The organism is Streptomyces sp. NPDC036984, assembly GCF_055607665.1.
Window position 1 is genome coordinate 244,710 of sequence record NZ_JBVJRL010000007.1, and the last position, 17,808, is coordinate 262,517.

17 protein-coding genes are annotated in these 17,808 nt (G+C 72.7%); 5 read left to right on the plus strand and 12 right to left on the minus strand.

All coding sequences use genetic code 11. From position 1 onward, the window contains the following. Positions 1-31: 31 nt before the first annotated feature. Positions 32-730 carry a uracil-DNA glycosylase gene (locus tag ACZ7DL_RS16380; protein ID WP_470774828.1) on the minus strand — a complete coding sequence of 233 codons (699 nt, stop codon included), beginning with the start codon at positions 728-730 and terminating at the stop codon, positions 32-34. A gap of 456 nt (positions 731-1,186) precedes the next feature. Between ACZ7DL_RS16380 and ACZ7DL_RS16385 the strand changes: the two genes are divergently transcribed. Continuing rightward, entirely contained in the window at positions 1,187-1,927 is a 741-nt protein-coding gene (locus ACZ7DL_RS16385; RefSeq protein WP_470774829.1) for an RNA-binding S4 domain-containing protein, read from the plus strand. 116 nt (positions 1,928-2,043) lie between these two features. Here the strand turns inward: ACZ7DL_RS16385 and ACZ7DL_RS16390 are convergent, their stop codons facing one another. The 3 genes from ACZ7DL_RS16390 to ACZ7DL_RS16400 all read right to left on the minus strand — a co-directional run bounded on the left by ACZ7DL_RS16390 (position 2,044) and on the right by ACZ7DL_RS16400 (position 4,252). Further along, a complete protein-coding gene (locus tag ACZ7DL_RS16390; protein WP_470774830.1) occupies positions 2,044-2,496 on the minus strand; it encodes a DoxX family protein in 453 nt (150 codons plus the stop codon). Positions 2,497-2,585: 89 nt separating this feature from the next. After that, a complete protein-coding gene (locus ACZ7DL_RS16395; RefSeq protein ID WP_470774831.1) occupies positions 2,586-3,278 on the minus strand; it encodes a class I SAM-dependent methyltransferase in 693 nt (230 codons plus the stop codon). A gap of 62 nt (positions 3,279-3,340) precedes the next feature. After that, positions 3,341-4,252, minus strand: coding sequence for an acyltransferase domain-containing protein (locus tag ACZ7DL_RS16400; protein ID WP_470774832.1), 912 nt, complete (start codon positions 4,250-4,252; stop codon positions 3,341-3,343). A gap of 130 nt (positions 4,253-4,382) precedes the next feature. Between ACZ7DL_RS16400 and ACZ7DL_RS16405 the strand changes: the two genes are divergently transcribed. Beyond that, positions 4,383-4,685, plus strand: a complete 303-nt coding sequence (locus ACZ7DL_RS16405) for a DUF6343 family protein (RefSeq protein ID WP_470774833.1) — start codon at positions 4,383-4,385, stop codon at positions 4,683-4,685. Positions 4,686-4,833: 148 nt separating this feature from the next. On the opposite strand, the gene ACZ7DL_RS16410 is transcribed toward ACZ7DL_RS16405, so the two are convergent. From ACZ7DL_RS16410 to rpsA, 4 genes are all read right to left on the minus strand, one after another. Next, positions 4,834-5,214, minus strand: coding sequence for a tetratricopeptide repeat protein (locus ACZ7DL_RS16410; protein ID WP_470774834.1), 381 nt, complete (start codon positions 5,212-5,214; stop codon positions 4,834-4,836). 49 nt (positions 5,215-5,263) lie between these two features. Then, on the minus strand, positions 5,264-5,896 hold the full coding sequence (gene coaE / locus ACZ7DL_RS16415) for a dephospho-CoA kinase (protein WP_470774835.1): 633 nt from the start codon (positions 5,894-5,896) through the stop codon (positions 5,264-5,266). 80 nt (positions 5,897-5,976) lie between these two features. Further along, positions 5,977-6,915: a PAC2 family protein gene (locus ACZ7DL_RS16420; RefSeq protein ID WP_470774836.1), complete on the minus strand. Its 939-nt coding sequence runs from the start codon at positions 6,913-6,915 to the stop codon at positions 5,977-5,979. Positions 6,916-7,333: 418 nt separating this feature from the next. Beyond that, on the minus strand, positions 7,334-8,824 hold the full coding sequence (gene rpsA, locus ACZ7DL_RS16425) for a 30S ribosomal protein S1 (protein WP_097255253.1): 1,491 nt from the start codon (positions 8,822-8,824) through the stop codon (positions 7,334-7,336). Positions 8,825-9,147: 323 nt separating this feature from the next. Between rpsA and ACZ7DL_RS16430 the strand changes: the two genes are divergently transcribed. Together ACZ7DL_RS16430 and ACZ7DL_RS16435 are read left to right on the plus strand one after the other, a co-directional pair. After that, positions 9,148-10,023 carry a class I SAM-dependent methyltransferase gene (locus ACZ7DL_RS16430; RefSeq protein WP_470774837.1) on the plus strand — a complete coding sequence of 292 codons (876 nt, stop codon included), beginning with the start codon at positions 9,148-9,150 and terminating at the stop codon, positions 10,021-10,023. Positions 10,024-10,106: 83 nt separating this feature from the next. Further along, complete coding sequence (locus ACZ7DL_RS16435; protein ID WP_470774838.1) at positions 10,107-12,866, plus strand: ATP-dependent RNA helicase; 2,760 nt, start codon at positions 10,107-10,109, stop codon at positions 12,864-12,866. On the opposite strand, the gene pgfA is transcribed toward ACZ7DL_RS16435, so the two are convergent. The 3 genes from pgfA to ACZ7DL_RS16450 all read right to left on the minus strand — a co-directional run bounded on the left by pgfA (position 12,856) and on the right by ACZ7DL_RS16450 (position 15,943). Further along, positions 12,856-13,848 (minus strand): cell envelope lipid trafficking protein PgfA, encoded by a 993-nt coding sequence (pgfA, locus tag ACZ7DL_RS16440; RefSeq protein ID WP_470774839.1) that lies wholly within the window; start codon positions 13,846-13,848, stop codon positions 12,856-12,858. The two genes, ACZ7DL_RS16435 and pgfA, sit on opposite strands and share 11 nt — an antisense overlap. Before the next feature lie 27 nt (positions 13,849-13,875). After that, on the minus strand, positions 13,876-14,010 hold the full coding sequence (locus ACZ7DL_RS16445; RefSeq protein ID WP_470774840.1) for an SPW_0924 family protein: 135 nt from the start codon (positions 14,008-14,010) through the stop codon (positions 13,876-13,878). Positions 14,011-14,173: 163 nt separating this feature from the next. Further along, positions 14,174-15,943, minus strand: coding sequence for a lytic transglycosylase domain-containing protein (locus ACZ7DL_RS16450; protein ID WP_470774841.1), 1,770 nt, complete (start codon positions 15,941-15,943; stop codon positions 14,174-14,176). A 317-nt stretch (positions 15,944-16,260) separates the two neighbouring features. Here ACZ7DL_RS16450 and ACZ7DL_RS16455 point away from each other — a divergent pair, with 317 nt between their 5' ends. Further along, on the plus strand, positions 16,261-17,130 hold the full coding sequence (locus ACZ7DL_RS16455; RefSeq protein WP_470774842.1) for a DUF4184 family protein: 870 nt from the start codon (positions 16,261-16,263) through the stop codon (positions 17,128-17,130). Here ACZ7DL_RS16455 and ACZ7DL_RS16460 read toward each other — a convergent pair. Beyond that, positions 17,039-17,449, minus strand: coding sequence for a hypothetical protein (locus ACZ7DL_RS16460; RefSeq protein WP_470774843.1), 411 nt, complete (start codon positions 17,447-17,449; stop codon positions 17,039-17,041). The genes ACZ7DL_RS16455 and ACZ7DL_RS16460 overlap by 92 nt on opposite strands. Between the last annotated feature and the right edge of the window lie 359 nt (positions 17,450-17,808).

Here is a 17,808-nt window from a genome sequence, read left to right on the forward strand (position 1 = left end):
CCGCCGCGCCGACGCCGTCTCCCGCCGCCCTCTACGGCGACAGCCCGGCCGCCTCCGCCGCCGTGCGCAGCACCTCGCGCAGCATCTCGGAGGTGAGCCGGCCGGTGAAGGTGTTGCGCTGGCTGACGTGGAAGCAGCCGAAGAGGTCCAGTCCGTCGAGTGCGACCCGGGTGCCGTGCGCGAAGGCCGGTCGGGGGCGGGGCACGGTCCAGCCCGCCTCCCCGAACGCGGGCAGCGCGGCCTGCCAGCCGAAAGCGCCGAGCACGACCGCGGCCCTCAGGGTCGGCCGCAGCAGTCTCAGCTCCTGGACCAGCCAGGGACGGCAGGTGTCGCGTTCCCCCGGGGTCGGCTTGTTGGCGGGCGGGGCGCAGTGCACGGGCGCGGTGACGCGCACGCCGTGCAGTTCCAGACCGTCGCCGGCGCTGACGGAGGTGGGTTGCGAGGCGAGCCCCACGTCGTACAGCGCCTGATAGAGCACGTCTCCCGAGCGGTCGCCGGTGAACATGCGGCCGGTGCGGTTCCCGCCGTGTGCGGCCGGGGCCAGCCCGATGATCACCAGCCGGGCATCGGCCGGGCCGAAACCGGGCACCGGCCGCCCCCAGTACGTCCAGTCGGCGAACGCGGCCCGCTTCGTACGGGCCACCTCCTCACGCCAGTCGACCAGCCGGGGGCAGGCCCGGCAGTCGGCGACGCGCCGGTCGAGCCGGGCGAGGGCGCTGCTGTCGTCCATACCGCCACCGTATGCCCCCGGCGCTCAGCTGAATGCGCTGCCCAGCGGCCCGGATCCGCAGACCTCGCGACCGACGGCACCGGTGGCGACCAGGGGGACCACGGGTTCGTGTCGTAGCGCGCCATGGCCGCCGCCACCCCGCCGAGGATGACGGCGGTCGTCGCCACGGCCGCCGCTCAGGCCGCCGGGCCATCGGGCCGTCGGGCCGTCGGCGCCCGGGGTGCGAAGATGCGCCGTGTCCGGGGTGAGCCAAGGCGGTCGGGGGCGCGGAGGGGGACGGGGACCTGCGTGCGCGCCCGGGAAAAGGCGCCCGGCTCAGCGGGGCCGTGGCGCCCGGAAAAAGGCGTCCGGCTCAACGGGGCCGTGGCGCCCGGAAAAAGGCGTCCGGCTCAACGGGGCCGTGGCGCCCGGAAAAAGGCGTCCGGCTCAACGGGGCCGTGGCGTTAAGGTCGGGGCATGGCTTCCGAGGATGCGGACGAGAACGTGGACCGTGAGTCCGGCGAGGTGACCGGCGGGCCGGGCGGAATGAATCCCGCCCCCGCCGACCAGCCGCTCGATCCCAAGATCGCCGCTGCGGTGGCCGCCGCCGAGGCCGCCGGGCCCGCCAACGGCGAGACCGTCCGCATCGACAGCTGGATCTGGGCCGTCCGCCTGATGAAGACCCGCTCCCTCGGCGCCACCGCCTGCCGGGGCGGGCATGTGCATGTGAACGGCGAGCGGGTGAAGCCCGCCCACTCCGTGCGCGTCGGCGACGAGGTCCGGCTCCGACACGAGGGCCGGGAACGGGTCGTGATCGTCAAGCGCCTGATCCGCAAGCGCGTCGGCGCGCCCGTGGCCGCCCAGTGCTACATCGACAACTCCCCTCCGCCTCCGCCCCGCGACGCCGTCGCCCCCGCCGGCCTCCGCGACCGCGGCACCGGCCGCCCCACCAAACGGGACCGCCGCGAGATGGAACGCCTGCGCGGCCTCGCAGGTCCCGGCGCCGTCCCGGGCGCTGTCCCGGGAGGCTTCGCCGGCTCCGGCGGCCTGGCGGGCCCGGGCGGACCCGGCGGCCGTGGTGGCAGCGGCGGCCGAGCCGGAACCGGCAGGCCCGGCAGCCGTGGCGGACGCGGCGGCTCCGGTGGTTCCGGTGGCTCGGGCGCCCCTGGTGGCACCGGCGGCTCGGGCGGCTTCGGCGGACGGCCCCGCGGACGGTGAGCTGACGGGCCGGGCCCACTGTCCACGGGCGGCCATCCCCCGACACCGCCCACTACCACCGTCAGCCGGCCCCCGCGTCCCGGCCGATCGGAGTCGCGGTGGAGCCGGCGGGGGTGTCACCGTCGGCGCAGCAGCCGCTGCAGGTCCCTGTTGTGCGCACGGCGGGTCCAGGCGATCAGGGCGAGTGGCGCCATCAGGATCAGTGGGGTCGCCGCGTTCTGGCCGTCGAACGCGGTGAGCTGGACGATGAACGCGCCCACCATGAGCGCGCTGAGGGCGATCGCCGCCACGGACTGGAGCACGGGTGTCAACAGCGCGACCGCGCCGGCGAGTTCGAGCGCGCCGATGGCGTACATGGCCCCACTGCCCCAGCCGATCCGGTCGAAGGACTCGACGGCCGACGGGTGCGCGATGAGCTTGGGCAGGGCGCTCGCGAAGCCGTAGAACAGGGCGAGCAGTATCTGCACGGCCCGCAGGGCGACCCGGGCTCCGCGCGCCCGGCCGGTGAGCCTGCCGGCGGGGGCCGCCGACGTCGTGGAGGTGACGGGGGCGGCGGTGGTCTCGGACATGGGGTCTCCTGGTGAAGCGGTCCCGGTTGCTTTCACCGAGGTAGACCGGCCAGGGGCCGAGAACTCATCGCTGTCCGCCGAGGCTCGTCCTAGGCCGTGGGCACTGCCCGCACCCACATCCCGTCCGGGGTGAGACAGGCGTCCACCTCCAGTCCCGCTTCCGCCAGCGCCGCCTCGAACTGCTCCTGCGTCAGGGGCCTGGACAGGAACCTCTGCGTCCAGACCGCGTCCGGGAACACATACTCCGCGCGGACCGCGTTCACCCCGTCCCCGACCGGCTCCAGCGAGGCGATGCGTACGGTGAAGCCACTCGGGTCGGTCCGCTCCCTGGGCACGCTGGTGTGATAGTCCGCGCCCTCCCGCTGGATGAGCACACAGCCGCCCTCCGCCACATGCCGGACACAGGTGCGCAGCAGGCCCCTGCGCACCTGCTCGTCACCGGCGTGCACCAGGAACGACGCGAGCATCACCACGTCGAACTTCTCGCCCAGGTCGAGATCCTCGATGGCGCCGCATATCGTGCGCGCCCCGCGGACCCGGGCCAGCATGTCGGCGGACTCGTCCACCGCCGTGACCCGGAAACCGCGCTCCAACAGCGGGTGGGTCACCCGGCCGACCCCGCTGCCCAGCTCCAGGATGTGTGCCCCGGCCGGTACCGCCGCGGCGATGATGTCCGGCTCATCGCCCACCGGCAGGCGCGTGTACAGCTCGACCGCGCAGCCGTCCGGTGTGATCACGCCCGGTCCCGTGCCCTCGTGCCCCTCGCGCATTTCGATCCTCATGCCCGCACAACGGCCCGCTCCCGCACGCCCGTTCCCGTCCTCCCCCAGTTCACTCGTTCTCGTTATTCGGCCCGGAACGGGAACCATCCGTGCCCGATGTACCAGTGGCCGCCCGCCCGCAGATGGTCCCCGACCGCCCGCTCCACGGACGTACGCCGGGGCAGCTCGGCCACCGGCAGGGCCGGGTCCCCGAAGACGAACTGAACGGGCTCGGTGTCGGCCGGCTCGCTCTCCTGGCAGGCGATACGGAAGCGCTCCTGGAAGCGGACGATGTTGGAGTCGGCGGGCAGGTACCGCCGCAGCTGCGGGTCGAGCAGCCAGGAGTGGCACAGCACCTGCGCCGGCCGTTCCTCGGGGAAGTACCGGGGGAAGAAGTCACGGGCCAGCGCCAGCGAGCGGTCACAGGCGGACGGGGTCAGCGGGCCGTGGAATTCCGGGATGTGCAGGTTGAGGCAGGGTGTTCCGGGTGCCGCGTCCAGTCCGGCCGCCACCATCACCCGCGCCGTGTGCCGCCCGAGCCTTCCCCGCTCGAACTGGAGCCGTCCCAGCTGGTACAGCTCGCCGCGGAAGTGGCGGACCAGCCAGCGCCGCGCCTGGACCCCGGCCCTGCCGTGCCGTCTGCGGTGCAGGGCGATGTGCCGGCCCAGGTCGGCCAGCGTGCGCCGGGAGATCTCGGCCGGGATGCCGCGTGCTCGGTGGTACGCCTGGGTGCGCGGGAGCGCGGCGAGGAAAACGTGGACGGGGAAGACGTCGGCCCATTCGGCCGGCGTCTCGGCGAGCAGTTCGCCGAGTGCGGGGGTGCGCCCCGTGTCGTCCGGCTCGCGGAACAGCTCCTCGACGCATTCCGCGAGGAGTCCGAGCGCCCCGGGGTCTTCGGTCAGTCTGCGCCACTGTGCGACGAGGTCGTTGATGTCCTCGTGCGGTACGGCCAGGTCGAGGAGCAGTTCGGGCAGGTCGTCGGCGTCCGGCAGCACAGGCGGTCCCCCTTCGGCCCCGTGGAGCGTCGATCAACCTCGTCTCGCCGAGCCTGGATCGGCACCGCCTCGTCGAGCGTTGATGCACGTCGTCATCGAAGAGTACGTTGCAAGGAGGAGTGGTGATCCGATGCGTACGGGCAATGAACCGGCGACCGCGCGCAGCGCTCTGCGGGCGCGGTTCTGGCTGAGCGTGTGGGGACTGGTCTGGGCGGTCTTCGGCACGGCGGCGTTCGCGCTGGCCGGGCGCCCGGGCTGGGCCGCGGCCTGCGGGGTGCTCTGGCTGCTGGTCACCTTCGACATGACCGTGATCCTCCGGCACATCCGGCAGGGCCCGCACTACCAGCCGGGCCGGAACATTCCGCCGTACAGGCCGCCGGACGGCGGACCGCCACCGCCGTATCCGGGCCCGCGGAGGCACCGCCGTCCCTGACCGAAGGCTTCCACCGCTCCGCCGCCCCGCCATCAGCCGGCCCTGAACGATCAACCGTCAGCCGTCAGCCGTCAGCCGTCAGCAAGTCTTGAGCGATCAACCGTCAGCCGCCAGACACCCTGGAGCGATCAGCTGTACGCCGAGGCCGTCAGCCGTCGAAGCGTGCCGCCTTCAGGTACTCCGGGTTCGGGTCGAGCGCGGCCGCCAGCCGAAAGTGGCGCTTGGCCTGGTCCGGGCGGCCCTGCCGTTCATAGGTGCGGGCCAGTGCGAAGTGCGCGAACGCGTTGTCCGGTTCGCGCTCAAGCACGATGGTGAACTCCAGCTCGGCGGGCCGCAGTTGCGCCGCAGCGAAGAAGGCACGCGCGCGGAGCAGCCGGGCGGCGGTGTTCTCGGGGTGCGCGGCGATGACGCCGTCGAGCAGCTTCACCGCGCCCCGTGGGTCCCGTGCGTTGAGCAGGTGCTCGGCGGCACGGAAGTCGATGACATGCGTTTCCGGAGTGCGTCCGGTGGAACCGCTGGTCTCGGGCACGGCAGAGTCCTTCCCTTGCTCCAGCGCTTCAACGCCCCGCGCGGGACCGCTATTCCACGCCCGGGCCGCTCCCTTGCCCCGGTGCCCGCCTGGCCCGGCGGGCGAGGTCGTCCCACACCTCGGCGACGCGCTGCCTCAGTGTGTCCAGGGGTACGTCGTTGTCGATCACGATGTCCGCGATCTTCCGGCGCTGCTCGCGCGTCGCCTGCGCGGCCATACGCGCGCGTGCGTCTTCCTCGGCCATCCCGCGCTGCCGTACCAGCCGGTCGAGCTGGGTCTCGGGGCTCGCGTCCACGACGACCACGAGGTCGTAGAGCGGCGCCAGGCCGTTCTCGGTGAGCAGCGGCACGTCGTGGACCACCACGGCGTCCTCGGCCGCGGCGCTCTCCAGCTCGCGCGAACGCGCGCCCACCAAGGGGTGCACGATCGAGTTGAGGACGGCGAGCTTGTCGGGGTCGGCGAAGACGATCGAGCCGAGTCGGGGCCGGTCCAGGCTGCCGTCGGCGGCGAGGATGTCCGGTCCGAAGGCGGCGACCACGGCCGCGAGACCGGGGGTGCCGGGCGCCACGACCTCGCGCGCGATGCGGTCCGCGTCGATCAGTACGGCCCCGTGCTCCACGAGCAGCCGCGACACCTCGCTCTTGCCGGCGCCGATCCCGCCGGTCAGGCCCACTGTCAGCATGAGCGGAAGCTTAGGCCCTGGCACCGACGAGCCCGCCGACAGCCCCACCTCCCGGAAGCGGTCACCCCGGTGACCCGGGACTAGTTGTCGCCCTCGCGCTCCGCCAGGAAGCGCTCGAACTCCCGCCCGATCTCGTCGGCCGAAGGGATCTCCACGGGCTCGGCGAGCATGTTGCCCCGGCTCTCGGCGCCCGCCGCGGCGTCGTACTGGTGTTCCAGGCCCTGGACGAGCACGGTCAGTTCCTCGTCGCCCTCCTGGATCTGCCGGTCGATCTCGGTCTGCGTGCGGTGCGCGTCCGTGCGCAGCGCGTGTGCGACGCCGGGCAGGACCAGGCCGGTGGCGGCGGTGATGGCTTCCAGGACGGTCAGGGCCGCGTCCGGGTACGGGGAGCGGGCGATGTAGTGCGGGACGTGCGCGGCGACGCCCAGGACGTCGTGCCCGGCCTCCATGAGGCGGTACTCGATCAGCGACTCGGCGCTGCCGGGCACCTGGGCCTCCTCGAAGGGACTGCGGTGGCCGGGGATGAGGTCGGCGCGGTTGCCGTGCGGGGTCAGGCCCACCGGGCGGGTGTGCGGGACGCCCATGGGGATGCCGTGGAAGTTCACGGACAGGCGTACGCCGAGCCGCTGCACTATCTGCCGGACCGCCGCCGCGAACCGCTCCCACTCCACGTCCGGCTCCGGACCGGACAGCAGCAGGAACGGGGCACCGGTGGTGTCCTGGACGAGGTGGACCTCGATCGCCGGGACCTCGTAGCCTGCCCAGCGGTCCCGCTTGAAGGTCAGCAGGGGCCGGCGGGCCCGGTAGTCCACGAGCCGGTCGTGGTCGAACCGGGCCACGAGCTGGTGGGGCAGCGAGTCGAGCAGCCGCTCGACGATCTGGTCGCCGGTCTCCCCCGCGTCGATGTATCCGTCGAAGTGGTAGAGCATGACAAGGCCGGCCGACTCCTGGGCGAGCGCCATGTCGACCACGGCGAGGCCCTTCGGCTCCCATGCGTACAAACCCTGCGGATCAAGCACTGTGACCGCTCCTCCTCGTGTTCCTCCTCGACAACGCCCCCTGAAACGTGGGAATTCCCGCGACACGCCGCTGATCTGCGATCTCGCGCGGGACATCTTGACGACCCGTCACCTGGTCCGTACCTTCACGGCCATCGGGGTTCATACCGGCGTTCATCGTTCAGGTACGAGAAATGGCCCCGCCCAGCCCGGGAACTCGACCACCATCACGGTGACCCCCTGGGGCGCGCGGCTGTATCGATATGCGGCATCGCCGCGTGGGCGCGCCAAGCCGCAGCCGGCCCGCGGCCGGAGAACGACCCGCGGTCTCCGCAAACGCCCGGGAGAACAAACACCCGAGGGGGGCAAACGTCTGAGGGGCCGTACCTCGAAAGGTACGGCCCCTCAGCAGCTATCGGCTAAGCCTCAGCGGCAGCGATCAGCTCTGGCCGCCGGCCAGCTTCTCGCGCAGCGCGGCCAGTGCCTCGTCCGAGGCCAGGGCACCGGAGGTGTCCGCGCCCTCGGAGGAGTACGAACCGCCGGTCGCGGCCGGAGCCGCAGCCTCGCCGCCCTCGGCCGCGGCAGCGGCGTCGGCCTCGCGGGACTTGATGACCTGCTGCTGGTGCTGCTCGAAGCGGGACTGCGCCTCGGCGTACTGGCGCTCCCACTCCTCGCGCTGCTTCTCGTAGCCCTCGAGCCAGTCGTTGGTCTCGGGGTCGAAGCCCTCGGGGTAGATGTAGTTGCCCTGGTCGTCGTAGGACGCGGCCATGCCGTACAGGGTCGGGTCGAACTCGACCGAGGCCGGGTCGGCACCGAAGGACTCGTTGGCCTGCTTCAGCGAGAGGCTGATGCGACGACGCTCGAGGTCGATGTCGATGACCTTGACGAAGATCTCGTCGTTGACCTGGACGACCTGCTCCGGGATCTCCACGTGGCGCTCGGCCAGCTCGGAGATGTGGACCAGACCCTCGATGCCCTCGTCCACGCGGACGAACGCACCGAACGGAACCAGCTTCGTGACCTTACCGGGCACGACCTGGCCGATCTGGTGGGTGCGGGCGAACTGCTGCCACGGGTCTTCCTGGGTCGCCTTCAGCGACAGGGAGACGCGCTCACGGTCCATGTCGACGTCGAGAACCTCGACGGTGACCTCCTGGCCGACCTCGACAACCTCGGAGGGGTGGTCGATGTGCTTCCAGGACAGCTCGGAGACGTGGACCAGACCGTCGACGCCACCCAGGTCCACGAAGGCACCGAAGTTGACGATCGAGGAGACGACGCCGGAACGGACCTGACCCTTCTGGAGGGTCGTGAGGAACGTCTGGCGGACCTCGGACTGGGTCTGCTCGAGCCAGGCGCGGCGGGACAGGACCACGTTGTTGCGGTTCTTGTCCAGCTCGATGATCTTGGCCTCGAGCTCCTTGCCCACGTAGGGCTGGAGGTCGCGAACGCGGCGCATCTCGACCAGGGAGGCCGGGAGGAAGCCACGGAGGCCGATGTCGAGGATGAGACCACCCTTGACGACCTCGATGACGGTACCGGTGACGATCCCGTCCTCTTCCTTGATCTTCTCGATGGTGCCCCAGGCACGCTCGTACTGGGCGCGCTTCTTCGAGAGGATCAGGCGGCCTTCCTTGTCCTCCTTCTGGAGGACAAGGGCCTCGATCTCGTCACCGACGGCGACGACCTCGTTCGGGTCGACGTCGTGCTTGATCGAGAGCTCGCGGCTCGGGATAACGCCTTCGGTCTTGTAACCGATGTCGAGCAGGACCTCGTCCCGGTCGACCTTCACGATGACGCCGTCGACGATGTCGCCGTCGTTGAAGTACTTGATCGTCTCGTCGATCGCGGCGAGGAAGGCTTCCTCGTTACCGATGTCGTTGACCGCTACCTGCGGGGTGGTGGCGGTGGTCTCGGTGCTGCTCGTCATGTGGGAAAGGGCTCCGGTACGGACATTGAAGTCGTAGGTACTGCTTACGCCGGGAGCCCGTTTCGCTCTGATGAAGCCGGACAGCCAAGGAAGCGCCACATTGAGCACCGGGTGCCCGGTGGCGCCTCGACAACCGAGGGGACATACAACAGATGCGAGCGCAGCCTGCTACGTCTGAGGTGCGCAGGCCCGCAGCGCAACTTGTAGCATACGGGGGCAGCCGGGCAGGGTCAATGCGCGAAGACGCACACCCGGGGCGGATCGCCGCATTCCCGGCAGAAAAAACGTCCCGACAGGCCGCACAGACCTAGGGGAGCCCTCCCGTGAGGACCCCCGGGCGGGTTGGACGGAAGAGTACGACGAGGGAGCCGATCATCCAAGAGCCGGAAGCGCACGACCGCGAGGGGTCCGAGCCGGAAGCGACGCGGCGTGACACGAGCGTCACGGAGAGCGCGCGGGCCAACCGTGGCTGGTGGGACCGCAACGCGGACGAGTACCAGATCGAGCACGGCACCTTCCTGGGCGACGACCGCTTCGTATGGGGCCCGGAGGGCCTGGACGAGGTGGAGGCCGAGCTGCTCGGCCCGTCGGCGGAGCTGAAGGGCAAGGAGGTCCTGGAGATCGGCGCGGGCGCGGCGCAGTGCGCGCGCTGGCTGGCCGCCCAGGGCGCGCACCCCGTGGCCCTGGACCTCTCGCACCGCCAGCTGCAGCACGCACTGCGGATCGGCGGATCGTTTCCGCTGGTCTGTGCCGACGCCGGCGCGCTGCCCTTCGCGGACGGCTCCTTCGACCTGGCGTGCTCCGCGTACGGGGCGCTGCCCTTCGTGGCCGACCCCCGGCTGGTGCTGCGCGAGGTCCGCCGGGTGCTGCGGCCGGGCGCACGGTTCGTTTTCTCGGTGACCCATCCGATCCGCTGGGCGTTCCCGGACGAGCCGGGTCCCGAGGGGCTGTCGGTGTCCGCGTCGTATTTCGACCGCACGCCCTATGTGGAGCAGGACGAGGAGGGCCGCGCGGTCTATGTGGAGCACCACAGGACGCTCGGCGACCGGGTGCGGGACATCGTGGCCTCCGGATTCCGGCTGGTGGACCTGGTGGAGCCGGAGTGGCCGGCCTGGAACACCGCCGAGTGGGGCGGCTGGTCGCCCCTGCGCGGGAACCTGATCCCCGGCACGGCGATCTTCGTCTGCGAGAGGGACTGAGGCCCGTCTTTCAATGGCGCGAGCCGTCTGCTCGGCTACGCGCGCGTGGAGGACCGTTCGCGCCGTCGTACGACACTGGGGGCGTGATCCGTTACGACGCTCTGGACGCACTGCCGGTGCGCTCCGCGCTGCCCGCCCTGACCGACGCCCTGGAGGGTGACGGCACCGCCGTTCTGGTGGCGCCGCCCGGTACCGGCAAGACGACGCTGGTGCCGCTGGTGCTCGCGGGGCTGATCGGGGACGGTGCCGGGCGGCGGGTCGTGGTGGCCGAGCCGCGGCGGATCGCGGCGCGGGCGGCGGCCCGGCGCATGGCGTGGCTGCTGGGCGAGAAGCCCGGCCGGAGCGTCGGCTTCACGGTGCGCGGCGAGCGGGCGGTGGGGCGGCACACGCGCGTGGAGGTCGTGACGACCGGTGTCCTGCTCCAGCGGCTCCAGCGCGACCAGGAGCTGGCCGGGGTGGACGTCGTCGTCCTGGACGAGTGCCACGAGCGGCATCTGGACGCCGACACGGTGGCCGCGTTCCTGTGGGACGTCCGGCAGGCGCTGCGGCCGGAGCTGCGGCTGGTGGCCGCGTCGGCGACCACGGACGCCGAGGGGTGGGCGCGGCTGCTCGGCGGGGCGCCGGTGGTCGAGGCGGCGGGTATGACTCATCCGGTGGATGTGGTGTGGGCCCCTCCGGTCCGTCCGGTACGGCCGCCGCACGGGATGCGGGTGGATCCGGCGCTGCTGGCGCACGTGGCGGCGGTGGTGCGGCGGGCGCTGGCCGAGCGGGACGGGGACGTGCTGTGCTTCCTGCCCGGGGTGGGCGAGATCGCGCGCGTGGCGGGTCTGCTGGGGGATCTCGGTGACGTCGACGTGCTCCAGGTGCACGGGCGGGCGCCGGCCGCGGTGCAGGACGCGGTGCTGGCGGGCGGGGAGCGGCGGCGGGTGGTGCTGGCGACGTCCGTCGCGGAGTCGTCGCTGACCGTGCCCGGGGTGCGGGTGGTGGTCGACTCCGGGCTGGCCCGGGAGCCGCGGGTGGATCACGCGCGCGGGCTGAGCGGGCTGACGACCGTACGGGCGTCGCGGGCGGCCGGGCGGCAGCGGGCGGGCCGGGCCGGGCGTGAGGCGCCGGGCGCGGTCTACCGGTGCTGGGCGGAGGCCGAGGACGGCCGTCTGCCGGCTTTCCCGGCGCCGGAGATCAAGGTGGCCGACCTGACCGCGTTCGCCCTTCAGGCGGCCTGCTGGGGCGATCCGGACGCCGCCGGGCTGGCGTTGCTGGATGCGCCGCCGGCCGGCGCGATGGCGGCGGCGCGCTCCACGCTGACGGCGGTGGGGGCGGTGGACGCCGTCGGGCGGGCCACGGAGGTCGGGGTGCGGCTGGCCCGGCTCGGGGTGCACCCCCGGCTGGGGCGAGCGTTGTTGGATACGTCCGGCGAGGGGGCCTCGGTGGTGGCCCTGCTGTCCGAGGAGGTGCCGCGGGATTACGGGGATGATCTGGCGGGTGCTCTGCGGCGGGCCCGGGGTGGTGGTGACGCCTACGCGGGGCGGTGGGCTGCGGAAGTGCGGCGGCTGCGGGCCGTCTCGACGGAGTTTTCCCACCCGCCCGCCCGTGACCGCCGGACAGAAGCGACCGCCGCAGCCGGACCGGTCACCGGTGACGACAAGCTCACCGAGCCCGCCTCCAGGCGTACCGGTGATGGCAAGCTCGCCGGGGTCGCCGCTGGGCCTGCCGGCGATGACAAGCTCACCGAGCCCGCCTCCAGGCCTGCCGGTGACGACAAGCTCACCGAGCCCGCCTCCAGGCCTGCCGGTGACGACAAGCTCGCCGTGTTCGCCTCCGGGCCTGCCGGTGATGGCAAGTTCGCCAGGGTCGTCGCCGGGGCTGCCCATGATGATCGGCTCGCCGGGCTTGTCGCTGCTCTGGCCTTTCCCGAGCGGGTGGCCAAGCTGGACGGTGGGTCGTACCTCATGGCGTCCGGGACGCGGGCCGAGGTGGCGGACGGGTCGGCGCTGCGGGGCGCTCCCTGGATCGTCGTCGCCGTCGCCGACCGGCCCGCCGGGAAGGGGCACGCGCGTGTGCGGCTCGGGGCGGCCGTGTCCGAGGAGGTGGCGCTCGCCGCGGCCGGGACGCTGCTCGCCGAGCAGGACGAGGTGCACTGGGCCGGCGGGGACGTCGTGGCCCGCCATGTCGCGCGGCTGGGGGCGATCGAGCTGGCCGTACGGCCGCTGAAGGACGCCGGCCCGGCCCTCGTACGCGCCGCTCTGCTCGAAGGGCTCCGTCAGGAGGGGCTCGGGCTGCTCCGCTGGTCGCCCGAGGCCGAGGTGCTGCGCCGGCGGCTGGCGTTTGTGCACGCGCACCTCGGGGAGCCGTGGCCGGACGTGTCGGACGCGGCGCTGCACGCGCGCGTGGACGAGTGGCTGGAACCGGAGCTGGGCAGGGCCCGGCGGCGGGCCGATCTCGCCCGGATCGACGCCGGACAGGCGCTCGTGCGGCTGCTGCCCTGGGCGAGTGGGGAGGCCGGCCGGCTGGACGAGCTGGCGCCCGAGCGGATCACCGTGCCGAGTGGGTCCAGAATCCGGATCGACTATCAGGACCCGGAGCGGCCGGTGCTCGCGGTGAAACTCCAGGAGATGTTCGGGCTGCGGGAGACGCCGACCGTGGCGGGCGTGCCGCTGCTCGTGCATCTGCTCTCCCCCGCCGGGCGGCCCGCCGCAGTCACGGCCGACCTCGCCTCCTTCTGGAAGGACGGTTACCAGGGCGTACGGGCGGAGCTGCGCGGGCGGTATCCGAAGCATCCGTGGCCCGAGGACCCGGCGACCGCCGAGCCCACCCGGCACACCAACGCCCGGCTCAGGCGCTGACCGGCTCTGGGTCCGCCGCCCGTTCCGGCTCCGGGTTCTGCGGGCGGCGGGCGCGGGCTTCCAGGTAGAGGGAGAGGGCGAGGAGCAGCAGGCCGAGGGTGAGGGAGCCCCGGGGGACGTACGAGGTGAGTGCCAGCACCAGGGTGCGGTTGTGCTTGACCAGGGCGACCGTGTGGTCGATGTAGTCCTCGCGGATCTTCACGTGCCCGGCGAACGCGGTGACCTTGGCGCGCCCGCCGAGGAGGGTGCCGCCGCGCAGCTCCTCCCTGTGCAGCTCCTCGCCGTAGACGGGTGCCCCGGTGACCGGCTCTACCCAGAACCGGCGGACCGTGGAGTACCAGCGGGTCGTGCCGGTCCTGGCGACCGACTCCGGCGTGATGCCCTGTACGGGCATGGTCTTCGGCATGGGGACCTTGGTCCAGGGGACGGTCTGCTCGAAGTAGTAGACCGTCAGGCCGCGGAAGGTCCGGGTGCCCCGGTAGTGGATGGGGCTCGTGGTGCGGGTCTGTGCGTCGAAGTACGCGTAGTCCCGTCTCTGCGTCAGGAAGGGCCACTTGAACTCGATGCCCGTGCGTGTCACCGGGTCGCCGTCGACCGTCTCGCCGGAGGCGTGGACGGGGTCCTGGCTGTGGGCGTCGAAGATGTAGCGCTCGGGCACCTTGGAGACCATCTTGCCGTCGGGGCCCTGGACGTAGGACAGGCCGTCCCAGACGACGACCGGCCGCCCCGCCGTCTTCTCGATCTTCTTCGCGGCCTCCACGTTGCCCTTGAGGGTCTGCACGACGGTGACCTTGGACACCTTCTTCGCGCGCATGGTGCCGTAGTCGAGGAGGGTGGCGCCCCGGGCCTCCAGGACCATGTCCTGGTACTGATCGGCGGGGATCCGGGCCAGGCGCGGGAAGGCGTGCCAGCGCAGCAGCGGGGACAGCGCCGCGAAGAACACGGCGAAGGCGAGCAGGACCAGGCTGGCCGTGCGGCGCATTTCGGCCTCCCTCCCGGACGGGTGCGGCTACGGGTGCGCGGGCACCGTCGTCAGCAGCGGCTTGGGCGACGTCCGACCCGACGGTGGGCCCAGCGCGCTGATCGTGAGGACAACGACGAGCGCGAGGGCCAGACCGGTCGCGGCGGCGATCAGGGCGCGCATGCGGGGCCTCCCGGCGGACGGTCGGTGTCGTGACCGGATCCTGATGGATCGTCAGGTGCGGCACCGTAGCAACGCGCGTGCGAGAAGAGAACAGCGGTGCGCACACGAACGAGGGCGCCCTTCCCGCCGGAGCGGAGAGGGCGCCCTGTCGCGGTGCGGGTCCTCAGGAAGAGGCGGACGGGCTCGGGGCCGGGGTCTGAGAGGCGCCGGCGGCAGGCTCGACCTTCAGCTCCACGGTGAGCGTCGCGCCGCCCGTGGTGGTGATGCGGAGCAGGAACGTGCCGGTGGTGTCGTCCGCGTACAGCTTCGGCAGGGTGAGCAGGCCCTCGGCGTCCGTCTGGAGGCCGGTGAGGGTGCGTACGGCCTTGCCGTCGGCGTCCTTGAAGTAGGGGCCCTTGTCGTTCTCCGTGGCGTCGTCCGCGGACTTGATCAGGGTGGCGGTGGCGGCGACCTTGTCGGCCACGGCGCCCTTGTAGGTCGCCTTCACCTGGACCTGGTCGGCGAACTCGCCACCCGGGGTGCAGGTCAGCGCGGTGTCGCTGGTGCGGGCCAGGGTGTCGGCGGCGCGGGCGGTGACGGTGGCGGTGTAGTCGACGCCCTTGACGGTGCGGCCCACGACGGCCGCGGTGACCTTGAAGTCGCCGGTCTTCTCGCCGGCCTGGAGCGCCGGGGCGAGGGCGACACCCTTGGCGTCGGTGGCGACCGTGGCCACGGTCTCGCCGCCGGCGAAGGTGGCGTCCGTGTCACCGGTGATGGTGAAGCGGATCCTGACCTTGGCGACGGACTTGCCGACCTTGGTCTCGGCGCGGACGCCGATCCGCTCGGTGAAGGCGTCGCCGGCCACCGCGGTGACCTTGCCCGTGCCCATGCCCTCCAGGTGGTCCACCAGGTCGGTCGTGGACGGCGGCGTCGGCGGCGTCGGCGGGACGGGCGGCTTCGGCGGCTTCGGTGACTCGTTCCCGCCGTTGCCGTTACCGCCGTTGCCGTTACCGCCGTTGTCGCTTCCGCCGTTGTCGTGCCCTGGCTTGTCGGGCTTCGGGGCCGGCTTGGTCTTCGGCGGGTCGGAGGGCTTCGGGAACGTGGTGTGGTGGGAGTCGTCGTCGCTGCGGTGCTCGGGCACGCCGCCGGTGCCGTCGGGGATGGAGTGGCTGCCCCTGCGGTAGTACTCCATCCAGTTCAGGACCAGGTTGAGGTAGTCCTGCGAGTTGTTGTAGCTGAGGATCGCCTTGTGCAGGTCGGCCTCACGGGACAGGTCCCAGCCGTTGCGGCACAGGTAGTGGCCCGCGGCGAGCGCGGCGTCGTAGACGTTGTTGGGGTCCTTCTTGCCGTCCCCGTTGCCGTCGCGGCCGGCCCAGGCCCAGGTGGACGGGATGAACTGCATGGGGCCGACGGCCTGGTCGTAGGTGCTGTTGCCGTCGTACGCGCCGTCGTCTGTGTCCGGGATGAGCGCGAATCCGTTGCCGTCGAGCTGGGGGCCCAGGATCGGGTGCAGTGTGGTGCCGTTCGCGTCGACCTGCCCGCCGCGGGCCTGGCCCGACTCGACGTTGCCGATGGCGGCGAGCAGTTGCCAGGGCAGGTTGCAGCCGGGCTTGGAGGTGCGGAGTTCGGCTTCGGCCTTCTTGTAGGCGTCGAGGACCGTCGCCGGGATGCCGGCCTCGGAGCCGCCCCGGGAGACCGGGGTGCCGGCGCTCGAGGAGGGGCTGGGCTTGGGGCTGTTCAGCGGCGGCAGGTCCGTGTAGTACGGCGAGTTGCCGGTGGCGTTGCGCGCGGATCCGTCGGGTACGGGGGTGGTGGCACCGGCCGTTGTCGGTCTGCCATGGTCCTCGCCGGTCGCTCCCGGGGCCTGGGACGCGGAGAGCGCCGCGACCGCTGCCGCGGCCACGGCGGTGGTCGCCGCTCCCTTGCGGAGCCGCCTGCCGAAATGCGCCGCCATAGAGTGAACCCCTCCCGTGGACGCCCGTCGCGTCCGTCTCCGTCTGTCTGCCTCGCTCTGGTGTGACGGTTGACCCGGTGCTCTGGTTGCCCCTGTTCCGCCTTTCCATCTGTGCGATGTGCGTGCGACCGTGCACCCGGCACGGCGACGCACGTGACCCTACGACAACTTGCTTTGAACGGGCACCCGTTCGCGCCCGGTTTTCACCGGTTGGCCAACTGTCGTCGTCGTGAACGCCCCCAGGCGGGGGTCACGCATACTGGGCGGACCCGCTCACCGGTGCCGAAGCGGGCCGTCGACCGCTTCGGGGGGCTCTGTTGCCGTTCACACTCAGCCATGCGGCGGCCGTGCTGCCCGCGATCCGCCGGGACGGGGGCGGCCGGGGCCGGCTGGTGCCCGCGGTGCTCGTCGCGGGGTCCTTCGCGCCCGACATGCCCTATTACGCGGCCGGTGCCCTGCCGGGCGGCATGGAGTGCGGCACGGTCACGCACGCGTTCGCCGGGGTCGCCACCGTCGACGTGCTCATCGCCTGGGCGCTCACGGGGCTGTGGCTGCTGGTCCGGGAGCCGCTGCTCGCGCTGCTGCCACGGAAGCGGCAGGGCCGGCCGGCCGCCCTGCTGCGCTGCGGTGCGCCACGCGCGCGCGTGCGGGCGGCATCGGTGGGGTGGTGGTACGGCTCCGCGGTGCTCGGTGCGCTCACCCATGTGGTGTGGGACGCGTTCACGCATCACGACCGGTGGGGTACGCGGCTGATTCCGGCCATCGGACGGGACCGGCCGGCCGGCATGCCGCTGTTCACCTGGCTGCAGTACGGCACGTCCGTGGCGGGTGCCGTGGCGCTCGCGGTGTTCGTGGTGCGCGCGCTGCGGTGGGCGCCGGGCGCGGCACCGGCGGGAGTGCCGGTGCTGTCCGTGCGGGACCGGTGGCGGGCGCTCGCGGTGATCTGCGGATGTGCGCTGGCCGGGGCGGCGCAGCGGACGGCGCAGTGGTGGGAGCACACGGGTACGACCGCGCGGCCGTGGGAGCTGGTGCCCACCCTGTGTTTCGGCGTGGGCGCCGGGGTGGTCCCGGGGCTGCTGCTGTATGCCGTCGGGGTCAGGGTCTGGCGTCCGGCCGCTGGTCCCGGGGCATCCGGGGCTCCTGGTGAGGTGGCCGGTGAGAGCCTCGGGCGGCCGGTCGCTCGGTGAGGGAGGCGACGAAGACCGTGAGGGTGCGCCGGGGGCCCGTGCGCGGGATCGCGGTGAGGGCGAGGGCGAGATAGCTGCGGGCCACCTCGGCCCACTGGCGCCAGTCGGGGGTGTGGGCCGGGCGGCCGGCGAGTCTTCGCCGCAGCTGCTTGGTGACCCTGCGGACGGTGGCGGCCGGGTCGGCGGGGATGCGGGCGGTGCTTGCGTCGGCAGCGAGGGCCGGGACCGGCGCGGCGGGCATGGCCTGCGCCGAGGCGGCGGCCGCCCAGGCCCCGGTGGCTGCATGGGGCGTCCGGCGGTGAAGCATGCGTATACCCATGCCCGCAGTGTTGCGGCTGCGGGGGGTGGGGGGCGTTTTGGCGGGGGCCACGAGAGTGACGGTCCCTCCGGGGGTTCGGCCGGCCTTTCGGTACCGGGCCGTCTTGCCGCGCGGGTGGGGCGGAGCCGTTCGCGGTGCGGTGGGGGCGGCACCGCCGGATGCCGCCGTTCGGGTTGATCGCCGTTGCGGCGGAGACCAGGCGCGGGCTTGGCAGGAGGACGAGCCTGTCGGGCCACTCGGGGCGCGGGTGGGGTGGAGCCGTTCGCGGTGCGCCCGTCGGCTACAACCCGGCGCCGAACCGGGTGGGTGGAGAGTGCGGTGGGGGCGGCACCGCCGGACGGTGCCGTCGGGGTTGGTGG